This is a genomic window from Sphingomonas liriopis (genome assembly GCF_024211255.1).
Taxonomy (GTDB): domain Bacteria; phylum Pseudomonadota; class Alphaproteobacteria; order Sphingomonadales; family Sphingomonadaceae; genus Sphingomonas; species Sphingomonas liriopis.
Window position 1 is genome coordinate 30,978 of the sequence record NZ_JAMLDY010000008.1, and the last position, 12,168, is coordinate 43,145.

At 67.6% G+C, this 12,168-nt stretch carries 12 protein-coding genes; 7 read left to right on the forward strand and 5 right to left on the reverse strand.

Annotated features, from left to right (window positions below):
- The first annotated feature begins 15 nt into the window (after window positions 1-15).
- The 3 genes from uvrB (at window position 16) to M9979_RS07940 (ending at window position 2,873) form a co-directional block, all read left to right on the forward strand.
- Window positions 16-2,214, forward strand: a complete 2,199-nt coding sequence (gene uvrB, locus M9979_RS07930; protein WP_254288818.1) for an excinuclease ABC subunit UvrB — start codon at window positions 16-18, stop codon at window positions 2,212-2,214.
- Window positions 2,215-2,296: 82 nt separating this feature from the next.
- Window positions 2,297-2,581: a type II toxin-antitoxin system RelE/ParE family toxin gene (locus tag M9979_RS07935; protein ID WP_254288819.1), complete on the forward strand. Its 285-nt coding sequence runs from the start codon at window positions 2,297-2,299 to the stop codon at window positions 2,579-2,581.
- Window positions 2,553-2,873 (forward strand): HigA family addiction module antitoxin, encoded by a 321-nt coding sequence (locus M9979_RS07940; RefSeq protein ID WP_254288820.1) that lies wholly within the window; start codon window positions 2,553-2,555, stop codon window positions 2,871-2,873. The genes M9979_RS07935 and M9979_RS07940 overlap by 29 nt, the downstream gene beginning before the upstream one ends.
- Here M9979_RS07940 and M9979_RS07945 read toward each other — a convergent pair.
- Complete coding sequence (locus M9979_RS07945; protein ID WP_254288821.1) at window positions 2,870-3,247, reverse strand: PRC-barrel domain-containing protein; 378 nt, start codon at window positions 3,245-3,247, stop codon at window positions 2,870-2,872. The two genes, M9979_RS07940 and M9979_RS07945, sit on opposite strands and share 4 nt — an antisense overlap.
- Window positions 3,248-3,349: 102 nt before the next feature.
- Between M9979_RS07945 and M9979_RS07950 the strand changes: the two genes are divergently transcribed.
- Window positions 3,350-3,871: a hypothetical protein gene (locus tag M9979_RS07950; RefSeq protein ID WP_254288822.1), complete on the forward strand. Its 522-nt coding sequence runs from the start codon at window positions 3,350-3,352 to the stop codon at window positions 3,869-3,871.
- Window positions 3,872-4,228: 357 nt separating this feature from the next.
- On the opposite strand, the gene M9979_RS07955 is transcribed toward M9979_RS07950, so the two are convergent.
- The 4 genes from M9979_RS07955 to M9979_RS07970 all read right to left on the reverse strand — a co-directional run bounded on the left by M9979_RS07955 (window position 4,229) and on the right by M9979_RS07970 (window position 7,672).
- Complete coding sequence (locus M9979_RS07955; RefSeq protein WP_254288823.1) at window positions 4,229-4,408, reverse strand: hypothetical protein; 180 nt, start codon at window positions 4,406-4,408, stop codon at window positions 4,229-4,231.
- A gap of 471 nt (window positions 4,409-4,879) precedes the next feature.
- A complete protein-coding gene (locus M9979_RS07960) occupies window positions 4,880-5,323 on the reverse strand; it encodes a DUF2501 domain-containing protein (protein WP_254288824.1) in 444 nt (147 codons plus the stop codon).
- A 64-nt stretch (window positions 5,324-5,387) separates the two neighbouring features.
- Window positions 5,388-6,149, reverse strand: coding sequence for a hypothetical protein (locus tag M9979_RS07965; RefSeq protein ID WP_254288825.1), 762 nt, complete (start codon window positions 6,147-6,149; stop codon window positions 5,388-5,390).
- Window positions 6,146-7,672: a fumarate hydratase gene (locus M9979_RS07970; protein ID WP_254288944.1), complete on the reverse strand. Its 1,527-nt coding sequence runs from the start codon at window positions 7,670-7,672 to the stop codon at window positions 6,146-6,148. The genes M9979_RS07965 and M9979_RS07970 overlap by 4 nt, the downstream gene beginning before the upstream one ends.
- A gap of 181 nt (window positions 7,673-7,853) precedes the next feature.
- On the opposite strand from M9979_RS07970, the gene M9979_RS07975 reads away from it, so the two are divergent.
- The 3 genes from M9979_RS07975 to M9979_RS07985 all read left to right on the forward strand — a co-directional run bounded on the left by M9979_RS07975 (window position 7,854) and on the right by M9979_RS07985 (window position 12,119).
- Window positions 7,854-10,475, forward strand: a complete 2,622-nt coding sequence (locus M9979_RS07975) for an EAL domain-containing protein (protein WP_254288826.1) — start codon at window positions 7,854-7,856, stop codon at window positions 10,473-10,475.
- A 145-nt stretch (window positions 10,476-10,620) separates the two neighbouring features.
- The gene (locus tag M9979_RS07980) at window positions 10,621-11,100 is read left to right on the forward strand and encodes a hypothetical protein (protein ID WP_254288827.1); all 480 of its coding nucleotides are present in this window, start codon (window positions 10,621-10,623) and stop codon (window positions 11,098-11,100) included.
- 314 nt (window positions 11,101-11,414) lie between these two features.
- Window positions 11,415-12,119 (forward strand): prolyl hydroxylase family protein, encoded by a 705-nt coding sequence (locus tag M9979_RS07985; protein WP_254288828.1) that lies wholly within the window; start codon window positions 11,415-11,417, stop codon window positions 12,117-12,119.
- Window positions 12,120-12,168: the final 49 nt, after the last annotated feature.

The following is a 12,168-nucleotide window of genomic DNA, read 5'->3' on the forward strand; positions in this document are numbered from 1 at the left end:
ATATCCGTTCCCGATATGGCCATCCAGATCCGCACCAGCCTCGCCGAACCCGAAACCGGCGAAACCTTCATCCCCCACCGCCCGGCGCGGCCCGACAAGGTGGAGGGCGGTCGCCCGTTCAAGCTGGTCAGCGAATATAGCCCCAGCGGCGACCAGCCGACCGCGATCGCCGAGCTGACCGCGACCGCGCGCGGGGGCGAAAAGGATCAGGTGCTGTTGGGCGTCACCGGCTCGGGCAAGACCTTTACGATGGCCAAAGTCATCGAGGAACTGCAGCGCCCGGCGCTGATCCTCGCTCCGAACAAGATCCTCGCCGCGCAGCTCTATGGCGAGTTCAAGAGCTTCTTCCCGGAGAACGCGGTCGAATATTTCGTCAGTTACTACGATTACTACCAGCCCGAGGCGTATGTCGCGCGCTCGGATACCTATATCGAGAAGGAATCGTCGACCAACGAATCGATCGACCGGATGCGCCATTCGGCGACGCGCTCGCTGCTCGAACGCGACGACTGCATCATCGTCGCGAGCGTTTCGTGCCTGTACGGCATCGGTTCGGTCGAAACCTATTCGGCGATGATCTTCGACCTCAAGAAGGGCGCGACCGTCGACCAGCGTGAGATCGTCCGCAAGCTCGTCGCGCTGCAATACAAACGCAACGACGCCGCCTTCGCGCGCGGCAATTTCCGCGTGAAGGGCGACACGCTCGAAATCTTCCCGTCGCATTACGAGGACAGCGCCTGGCGCATCTCGTTCTTCGGCGACGACATCGAGGACATCACCGAATTCGATCCGCTGACCGGCAAGAAGGTGGCGAGCCTCAACAGCGTGCGCGTTTACGCCAACAGCCATTACGTCACGCCCGGCCCGACGCTCAAACAGGCGGGCGACGCGATCAAGCACGAGCTCGCCGAACGGCTCAAGGAACTGGTCGCCGAAGGCAAGCTGCTCGAGGCGCAGCGCCTCGAACAACGCACCAATTTCGACCTCGAAATGATCGCCGCCACCGGCAGCTGCGCCGGCATCGAAAACTACAGTCGATTTTTGACGGGTCGCCTCCCCGGCGAACCACCGCCCACGTTGTTCGAATACCTCCCCGAAAACGCTTTGCTGTTCGTCGACGAGAGCCACCAGACCGTACCGCAGATCGGCGCGATGGCGCGCGGCGATCACCGCCGCAAGATCACGCTCGCCGAATATGGCTTCCGCCTGCCGTCGTGCATCGACAACCGGCCGTTGCGCTTCAACGAATGGGACGCGATGCGCCCGCAGACGGTCAGCGTCTCGGCGACGCCCGGCAATTGGGAGATGGAGCAGACCGGCGGCGTCTTCGCCGAACAGGTCATCCGCCCCACCGGCCTCATCGATCCGCCCGTCGAGATCAAGCCGGTCGAGGAACAGGTGCAGGACCTGATCCAGGAATGCCACAAGACGACGGCACTCGGCTATCGCACGCTGGTGACGACGCTCACCAAGCGCATGTCCGAAGACCTCACCGAGTACATGCACGAAGCGGGCATCAAGGTCCGCTACATGCATAGCGACGTCGAGACGCTGGAGCGTATCGAGCTGATCCGCGACCTGCGCCTCGGCGTCTACGACGTGCTGATCGGCATCAACCTGCTGCGCGAGGGGCTCGACATCCCGGAATGCGGGCTGGTCGCGATCCTCGACGCCGACAAGGAGGGCTTCCTGCGTTCCGAGACGTCGCTGATCCAGACGATCGGCCGTGCCGCGCGCAACGTCGACGGCCGCGTCATCCTCTACGCCGACCGCATCACCGGCTCGATGGAGCGGGCGATGAACGAAACCGCGCGCCGCCGCGAAAAGCAGGAAGCGTACAACCTCGAGCACGGCATCACGCCGACGACGATCCGCCGCAACATCGGCGACATCATCGCGCATGTGAGCCAAGGCGATCAGGTCACCGTACCGATCGACGAAGACCGCCCCCACATGGTCGGCCACAATCTGCGCGCGTACATCGAGGACCTCGAAAAGCGCATGCGCAAGGCCGCCAGCGACCTCGAATTCGAGGAAGCCGGCCGCCTGCGCGACGAGATCCGCCAGCTCGAAAACGAGGAACTCGGCCTGCCCGTCAACGAACAGAAAGCGCCGATCATGGGTCGCAGCAACGAGGGCAAGCCGGGGACGAGGAAGACCCGCTACGGCAAGTCGCAGAAGATGCGCATGGGCGGAAAGCGCGGAGGGCGGTAGTCTTGTAGAGACGCTCTCTACAAGATGACGGCGGTAACAGGTCTGGATTGCGGTGTTACGGGTCGGGTGAAAGGGCAAATCCATGATCCGCAACTTCGCCGACGCCGAGACCGAACGCGTATGGAACCGCGAGGGTAGCCGCAGACTGCCGCCGGATATTCAGCGTCCCGCGCTTCGCAAGCTCCGTCAGATCAACCGTATCGTCAAACCGCACGACCTGCTCATCCCACCGGGAAATCGATTCGAGGAGTTGAAGGGCGACCGCAAGGGGACATATAGTATCCGCATCAACAACCAGTGGAGGATCACCTTCCGCTGGGAGAACGGGAGCGCGATCGATGTCCGCATCGAGGATTATCATCGGTGACGCCGAGCGGCTGCCCAATATCCATCCCGGGGAAATTCTTCGCGAGGACTTCCTGATCGGCAGCGAGATACCGGTTGCCGAAGTGGCCGCCGGCGCTGGCATAGCGTTCGATAAACTGGAGGCGCTGTTGGATGAACATGCGCCGATCGACGCCGAATCCGCCCTTCGTCTGGCACGCTATTTCGGCATGGACGAGAGCTTTTTCCTCGGTTTGCAGAACGATTACGATCTCGAAGAGGCCCGGCTGGCTTACCGGGCCGATCTCGATCGTATCGTGCGCCGCGCCGCTTAGCCCGTCGTCAGGTTCGCGCTGCTCACCCCGTAATAGCTCGCCACGCGATCGGCGTACGCCTGGTCGAACACCGGCGCGTTGTTCGCCCAGCTCGGCCCGCCTTCCAGCATGCGGCGGTCGATCGTCACCACGTACAGGTCGCGCACCGGATCGAACTGCAGCAGTTCGAAGGGCAGCGGATAGAAGCTCTTGCCCATGCCCAGGAACCCGCCGAGGCTGAGCACCGCATGCGTCGAGCGGCCGCTACCCTTGTGGACCATCAGCGCATGGACCGAGCCCACCTGATCGCCGTCGCGGCTTTCGACCTTCAGCGAATGGGCGACGTTCGCCTGGGCGAGCAATTGGGTGGTGACGGTCTGGGTATCGGTCGACATCGGATGCTCCTGTTTGTTACACCGGTGAACCGCCCGGCGCCCACGCCGGTTCCACGCCGCGGCGGGTTGAGGCGCCTGCCCGCTTCCCCCATAAGCCGCGGCATGCGTGTCCTTCCCATCATCGCCCTGTCGCTCGCCGCCGGCGCGTGCGTGCCGCAGACCGCGCCGCCGCCGCCTGCCCCCACGCCGGTGTCCGCCGCCCCGCGTCCGGCGCCGCCCGTCGTCACGGCGAGCAGCGACTGGCGCGACTGGCCGCTGACGCCGGGCACCTGGACCTATCGCCGCGACGATCGCGGCAGCCTCGCGCTGTTCGGTACGCCGAATGCAGACGCTCGCCTGACGCTGCGCTGCGACCTGTCCCGCCGTCAGGTCTTCCTGTCGGTCGCCGGCGCCACCGCGACGGCGCTGACCATCCGCACCAGCAGCACGACGCGCGCGCTGGCCGTCCAGCCGACCGGCGGCACCCCCGCCTATGTCGCCGCCGCGCTGGCCCCCAACGACGGTCTGCTCGACGCGATGGGGTTCAGCCGCGGACGGTTCGTGATCCAGCAGGCGGGCGGCGGGACGCTGGTCGTTCCCGCCTGGGCGGAGATCGAGCGGGTGACGGAGGACTGCCGCGGCTGACGCGGCGTCAAGGGGGCGAATCGTCGCGCAAAACGCCGCGCATTACAAGACTTGCATGTCCCCGCGATGATGCGCACATTGCGGGCGTGGCCGGGTCCGGTCACATGGCTATCAACAAGCGAAAGGAGGTGATCCGATGTCTCATGGTTCAGCAATGGGGTCGGTTCAGTTCGTTCGGGGGACCGGCTTCTAGGACCCGTCTGAATCGTGCCGGGGGGTATCCTCCCCCAATCAACGGCATGACGAGGGTTGAAGAGGCCGCATGGTTTCCCGGGCTGGAGCTCTCCGGCCGCTGACCATGTTTGGGGGGTGTCGGGCTGCCGGGAGGCGCACGGCACCCTCTTCTCATTTCGGGCGTCAGGCGCGGCGCGCGGCGCCGGTAAACGCGGCCAGCGCGAACGCATGGCCGAGCACGCCGCTGTCGCCATAGCCCAGCACGGGCACCGGGCAGGCGCCGTACCGCGTCGCGATCGGCAGCATCGCCCAGGATCGATCGACATTCGGACGGGTGAACGACGACACGTCCTCCCCCGCCACGATAGAGCTATCGCATATGGCCGCGTGACGAACCGGCGGCCTGGAATAGTTCGTCACCCCGGACTTGTTCCGGGGTCCACCGTGCCGCAAGCGTGGAAAATGAGCCTCGAAACGACGAGTCCGCCGAACCGTGGACCCCGGAACACGTCCAGGGTGACGAAGGAATTGGAGAGCCGCCGGCCAATCGCTCATATTCGATAGCCCTGCCCGCCAAAGGGGGCGGAATGTCTCTACGTCGCTGAATGTCGATCCGGCCTTAGATCGCGACGGAAAGCGACCGCCTCACAGTCGAGCCCCGGCTCCACGACGGCGCGCCCTCGCTATCGGGCACCACCAGCGCGACGAAACGCACCGGCCATTCCCCCGATCGAGCTGCACAGCCCCCGCAGCGTTCGCCACGAGCCCGCACCGGGCCCTTCGAGCCCATTCGCCGCGCGGATCGTCCCGCCCGCCGGGCGCGTCGATGTCCGCTTACAGGAACGCCCGCGCGCGGTTGAGCACCAGATTGCACACCTGGTTCTTCACCTGCCCGCGCAAGCCGTCGAGCGACAGCGTCTGGCCGTTCGCCGCCTGTACCTGCCCCGCCTGCCCTGCCTGATAGCCGGGCAGCGTCCGCACGTCCTTCTGCCCGGTCAGCCGCCCGAGCACGCCCGCCGCGCCGGTCTGCCCGCCGGTCGCGCCGAGCAGCTTGTTCCTGACGCAATAGCCGAGCAGCCCGGCGGCATTGCCCGCGCCGATCGTCCCCACCTGCGGCAGGGCGCCGCCACCGCCGAGCAGCCCGCCCACCTGCCCGAGCAGGCTCTTCGCCCCCGCGGCGGGCGTCGCGGTCGCAGCGGGCACCGGATCGGCGGTCGTCTGCGCGGTCGCGATGGTCGGCAGGGACAGCAAGACTGCGGCGGCAACACGGATCATCATCACGAATCCTCCTCGATCATCCGTCGCCAACCATCCTGTCCCGCCGCCGTTCCTTGCCACGACGTCACGGCACCGGCGACGAGGATGGCACGGGCGGCACGACGCGCGTCGCGATCGACGTGAACTGGGTGATCGCCAGCACGCCCTCCGCCCGTCGCCGCGCCGATGCGAGCCCTGCGATCCGCCGTCGCACCGCCGCGATATCGGTACGCCAGACCTCGATCGCGGTCAGCGTGGTCCGGTCGAGCAGCACCAGCACGACGACCTGCACGTCGGCATCGCAGAGGATCGCGGGGCACATGCCGCGGTAGCGGTCGTCGCGCGCGACCGCCCGCCCCTTGATCTGCACCGCATCGCCATTGGCGGGATCGATCGCGTCATGCCCCGGCGTCCGCGCCACGCAGAGCGTCAGCCCGAGCGCCCGCGCCGCCTCATATTCCGCGATCTCGCCGGTCACGCCCAGCGGCTTGCCGGTCAGCCGGTAATATTCCGCCCCGATCCGCTGCGCGTCGCGCAGCAACTGCATCAGCCGGTCGTCGCGATCCTCGCGGATGACGGCAGGCGGCGTCGCCGCGACACCTCCGGCGAGCCGCACGAAGCACCTCAACGCCGCCAAACTGTCGCGCCGCTCCCGCTCCCCGCCCCAGACATGGACCGGTAACCGTTCGGCACGATCGATCAGACCGCTGCCGCCGCCCTCCGGCAACCCCTCCAGCACCCGCTCGGCGCGGTTGAGGTAGCTGACGTAGCTGCGCGCCGACGCCGGTGTGCCGCCATCCGCGACATAGGCCGCCCTGAACGCCTCCCGGTCCCAGCCCTCGCTCACGCCGGCTGCAACAGCCCTTCTCGCGCAATCTTCTCGCGCCACACCAGCGGCGCCAGCTGGTGGACGTTCTGCCCTTCGCTGTCGACCGCGACGGTGACCGGGAAATCGGCGACCTCGAATTCGTAGATCGCCTCCATGCCGAGGTCCTCGAAGCCGACGACCCTGCTCCCCTTGATCGCCCGCGCCACCAGATAGGCCGCGCCGCCGACCGCCATCAGATAGGCGCTCTTCGCCTCTCGAATCGCCTCGGTCGCCGCCGGCCCACGCTCGGCCTTGCCGACCATCGCGAGCAGGCCCTGGTCGAGCATCATCCGCGTGAACTTGTCCATCCGCGTCGCCGTCGTCGGCCCCGCCGGCCCGACGACCTCCTCGCCGACCGGATCGACCGGCCCGACGTAATAGATCACGCGCCCGCGGAAATCGACCGGCAGCGCCTCGCCCCTGGCGAGCATGTCGGCGATCCGCTTGTGCGCCGCATCGCGCCCGGTCAGCATCTTGCCGTTGAGCAGCAGCCGGTCGCCGTGCTTCCACTGCGCCACCACCTCCGGCGTCAGCGTGTCGAGATCGACGCGGATCGCCGCCGTGTCCGGCTTCCAGTCGACCTGCGGCCAGTCGGACAGTTTCGGCGCCTCCAGATACACCGGCCCCGACCCGTCGAGCGTGAAATGCGCGTGGCGGGTCGCGGCGCAATTGGGGATCATCGCGACGGGCTTCGACGCGGCATGCGTCGGCCAGTCGAGGATCTTGACGTCGAGGATCGTCGACAGCCCGCCCAGCCCTTGCGCGCCGATGCCCAATGCATTGACCTTGTCCATCAATTCGATGCGCAGCGCCTCGATGTCGTTCCGGGGGCCCCGCGCGCGCAGCTGCCCCATGTCGATCGCCCCCATCAGCGATTGCTTGGCGAGCAGCATCGCCTTCTCCGCCGTCCCGCCGATGCCGATGCCGAGCATGCCGGGCGGGCACCAGCCCGCGCCCATCTGCGGGATCATCTCCAGCACCCAGTCGACGATGCTGTCGCTGGGGTTCATCATCTTGAACTTCGACTTGTTCTCCGAGCCGCCGCCCTTCGCCGCGACGTCGACCGACACCTTCGACCCCGGCACCATCTCGACGTGGAGCACCGACGGCGTGTTGTCCTTCGTATTCCGCCGCGTGAACGCCGGATCGGCGAGGATCGACGCGCGCAGCTTGTTCTCGGGGTGCAGATACGCCCGCCGTACGCCCTCGTCGACGACCTCCTGCAGGCTGGCGCTGCCGTCCAGCCGGCAATCCTGGCCCCACTTCACGAAGACAGTGACGATCCCCGTGTCCTGGCAGATCGGCCGATGCCCCTCGGCGCACATCCGGCTGTTGGTCAGGATCTGCGCGATCGCATCCTTCGCCGCCGGACTCTGTTCGGCGTCATACGCCTCGCCCAGCGCGCGGATATAATCCATCGGGTGATAGTAACTGATGAACTGCAGCGCGTCGGCGACGCTCTCGATCAGGTCGGTGGCGCGAATGGTGACGGTGGACGGCATAAGGGTCACGGGATCTGGCTCCTTCGCGGCCAGCCTTTAAGGCGCGCTCGCCGCCGCGCCAAGCCGGCGCCGATCGTCGTCGATCTATCACGCCATCGCAAAGCTTTATCAATCATCGCGCACTAAGCCGATGGCCATGCATCTGGTCGCGCGCGCCTCTCCCCCGGACACGAGCCGCCATATGGCCCGGCCCGTCCTCGCCTTGCTCGGGTTGAGCGGAGACGCGCCGGAGCACGACGCCTGCGGCCATGCCGACCAGTTGGGCAACGTCGCCGCGATCTGGCCGTTCGCGCTCGCCGCGCAACTCGTCGCCTCCGCCGTCTTCCTCGGCGCGATGCTCGGCCATCGCGGTGCCGGCGCGATGCCGCTCGATGCATGGCTGACCGTCGCGTTGCTGCTGCTGCCATCGCTGACCGCGCTCGTCCTGCTCGTCGCGCCGCCGGTGCGGCGCTGGCCGCCGCACGTCCGCAACCGTTGCCTGACGTTCGCGGCGAGCGGCATCGCCGCGGCGCTGTCGTCGCTGCTCTGGGCGTCGACGCGGCTGCCGCTCGGCGCGTTGCAGCTGGGCTGCTTCGTCGGCATCGCCGGTGCGATCGGCATCACCACCGTCGCCTTCCACCCCGTCCGCGCCGCGACATTGGGGTTCGGCGCCGGCCTCGTGCTGATGCTGTCGATCCTGTCGGGGCGGCTGGTGCCCTCGCTCATCGCGCTCCTCTTCCTGCTTTGCCTCGCGGTCGTCACTACCCGCCTCGCCCGGCTCGATGAGCGCGCCGCGCGCAACCAGTCGCTCGATACCAGCGAGGGCAAGCTGGCGATGAAGATGATCGCCGAATTCGAAGGCCACGGCACCGGCTGGTTCTGGGAGGCCGATCGCCAGGGTCGCCTGACCTACCTCTCCGCCAAGGTCGCCGACGAGATCGCCGCCGGTGCCGCGCACCCGATCGGCCGCCTGCTCACCGACGTATTCCGCATGGACAGCGCGACGCCGGGCACCGAACGCACGCTCGCCTTCCACCTTTCGTCGCGCACGTCGTTTTCCGACTATACCGTCTGCGCGACCAGCGCGGTGGACAGCGATGCCGAACCCGACCGCTGGTGGTCGATCTCCGGCCGCGCCGCGGTCGACGATCTCGGCCGGTTCCAGGGGTTCATCGGTTCGGGGAGCGACCTGACCGAGAAGCGCCGTTCCGATGCGGAGATCACGCGGCTCGCGCTGTTCGACGGCCTCACCGGCCTCGCCAACCGCCAGCGCATGCGCCACAGCCTCGACAAGACGCTCCAGCAACAGGGCGGCGGGCCCTATCGCCCCGCCTCGCTGTTCCTCATGGACCTCGACCGGTTCAAGGCGGTGAACGACACGCTCGGCCACCAGGCGGGCGATGCGCTGCTGAAACAGGTCGCGCAGCGGTTGCAGCGCGGTGTCGGCGATGCCGGCCTCGTCGGGCGGGTCGGTGGCGACGAATTCAAGGTGCTGCTGCCGGGCATCGACAATCGCGACACGCTGGCGATGCTGGCCAAGGAACTGATCGCCAGCCTGTCGCAGCCCTATGCCATCGCCGGCGTATCGGTGACGATCGGCTGTTCGATCGGCATCGCCATCGCGCCGCAGCACGGCGAGGATGCCGAGGAACTGGTCCGCAACGCCGACCTCGCGCTCTACGCCGCCAAGGCCGACGGGCGCGGCGTCCACCGTTTCTATTCGGACGAGATGCTGGCCGGCGCGAAGAGCCGCAAGGCGCTCGAGGACGACATGCGCACCGCGCTGAGCGAGGGCGGCTTCACCGTCTGCTACCAGCCCGTCGTGTCGACCACGGACGCGCATATCGTCGGTTACGAGGCGCTGCTGCGCTGGAACCACCCGACCCGCGGGCCCATCTCGCCCGCCGATTTCGTGCCGGTGGCGGAGGAATGCGGACTGATCGAGGGCCTAGGCGAATGGGTGTTGCGCACCGCCTGTGCCGAGGCGGCGCAATGGCCGGGCGAGGTCCGCGTCGCGGTCAACGTCTCGCCGATCCAGTTCGCCAATCCGGTCTTCCCCGCGCTCGTCACCTCCGCGCTCGCGCACAGCGGCCTGCCCGCGAGCCGGCTGGAGCTGGAGATCACCGAAGGCGTGTTTCTCGACGAATCGGGATCGACCGACGCGATGTTCAAGGCTCTGAAGGCGATCGGCGTCCGCCTCGCGCTCGACGATTTCGGCACCGGCTATTCCAGCCTCGGCTATCTGCGCACCGCGCCGTTCGACAAGATCAAGATCGACCAGAGCTTCGTGCGCGGCGCCGCGCAGCCGGGCAACCGCAACGCCGCGATCATCCGTGCGATCGTCACGCTCGCCGACACGCTCGGCATGGAGACGACCGCCGAAGGCGTCGAGATCCAGGACGAGATCGAACTCGTCCGCGACCTCGGCTGCAGCCATATCCAGGGCTATGTCTACGGCCGCGGCGTGCCGGCGGCCGACGTGATCGTCCAGCTCGGCGGCACCCGGCATGCCGCCCCGGTCGGCCACAAGACCAGCCGCGCGGTGCGCAGCCGCATGCTCCGCTCGGCCCGCATCGCGATCGGCGGCAACGAAGGCGACGTGCGCATCCGCAACATCTCGACCACCGGCGCGATGATCGACGGGATCGAGGTCGGCGGACAGGCGGTCGGCCTCGACGTGCTGATCGAACTGGTCGAGGACCAGATGGTGTCCGCCCGCATCGCCTGGGCCGCCGACGGCAAGGCGGGCCTCGAATTCAACGAAGCGATCAACCTCGACCGGCTCAACCCCGCGCAGCCGGGGCGGATGCGCCACGCGGGCTGACCCGCGCTGGCGGCATACTCGCGCGCGCAGGACGATGCCACCTTGCCAGACACCGACGGCGGCACCACCTCGTCGTGATGCCGCCGATGTCCGGGCGGCGATCCGGTCCCTTGCTGCGGGCCGCTGATTTCGGGATGTTCAGGACATGTCTACCGTTTCCGACACCCTCCGCCTCGATCCGCGGCGCATATCCTGGTCGCGGCTGCTCGGCGATCACGACCGCATCGCGCAGCAATGCGCCGCGCTCGTCGCCCTCGTCCAACGCGACGACGAGGCGACGGAGACCGCGTCGATCCTGCTGCTCGAACTGGCGGTGTTCGTCGCCGACCATCTCGGCGTCGAGGACGAGGTGATCGACCTCACCCTCGCCGCGCTGCGCACCGGCACCCCGCCGCGGTCCGCTGTCGCGATGACGGTGGCGCTCGATGCGCTGAAACGGGACTGGACCACGTTCCTCGTCACCTGGACGCCGGCGGCGGTCGCGGCGGACTGGCCCGCCTTCGCCGTCGCGGCGCAGGCGATGCTGCCGCGCCTGGCCGCGCAGGTCCGCCACGAGAACGAACTGCTCTACGCCGAAGCGCTCCGCCGCGGCATCATCGACCGCGGCGAACCGATCCTGCACTGATGGGGATGCGGGCGACGTGACTATCACTCCTCCCTCCACGCAAGGATGCCTCTGCGAAAGTCGGTTTCGCCGCATCCCAAGGCTTCACCCCGGCGGAGGCCGGGGTCCAGCTGGGTGAAGGTTTACAATGACTTACAACGGCTTTCCCAACTGGACCCCGGCCTTCGCCGGGGTGAAATGGGTAGTTTTGCAGAAGTCTTCCACAAGGAGGGGAAGGACGGATGCCCCCTTAACCCCCTCTTTACCATCTTCGGCCTAGCCATCGGCATCCGCCGGCCCCCTTGCGCCGGTCCACGATTGCCGGGGAAGCCACGATGACCATGCAGGCGCCGATCGACCTCAACGCGCTCGGCCTCGACGAAGCGGCGATCCACGCGCTGCGCTTCCAGGGGGGTACGGAGATCGACAATCCGTACATCGACATGGTCATGGCGCCGGCCTTCCTCAACGCCGACGAATGCGCGCTGCTGTGCGGCATGATCGACGCCAACCGCAGTCCGTCGCAGGTCGCCTATGGCGTCGCCAACGCGCGGACCAGCGAGACCTGCGCGTTCGACGCGGCGCATCCGCTGGTGCAATTGCTCGACCTGCGCATCTCGCTGTTCCTCGGCGTCGGGCCGCAGTTCGGCGAGCCGATCCAGGGCCAGCGCTACGCGCAAGGCCAGGAATTCAAGCTCCACACCGACTTCTTCGAAGCGAACCACCCCGACACGCTGACCAACGCGACGCGCTGCGGCCAGCGGACGTGGACCGCGATGATCTACCTCAACGAACCCGAAGCGGGCGGCGAGACCTTCTTCCACTACCTCGACCACGACTTCGTGCCGCAGACCGGCACGATGCTCTGCTGGAACAACCGCGACGCCGAGGGCAAGGCCAACCCCTTCACCCTCCATCAGGGCAAACCGGTGATCGCCGGCACCAAATACATCGTCACCAAATGGTTCCGCGAACGCCCCTGGGCCGGCCCCGCCGCCGCCCCCAAGCCCAAACGCCGTGCGATCAAGGGCCGCCGCTAGAGCTGGACGCCTTTGCTGGACCGTTCGTGCTGAGCCTGTCGAAGCACAG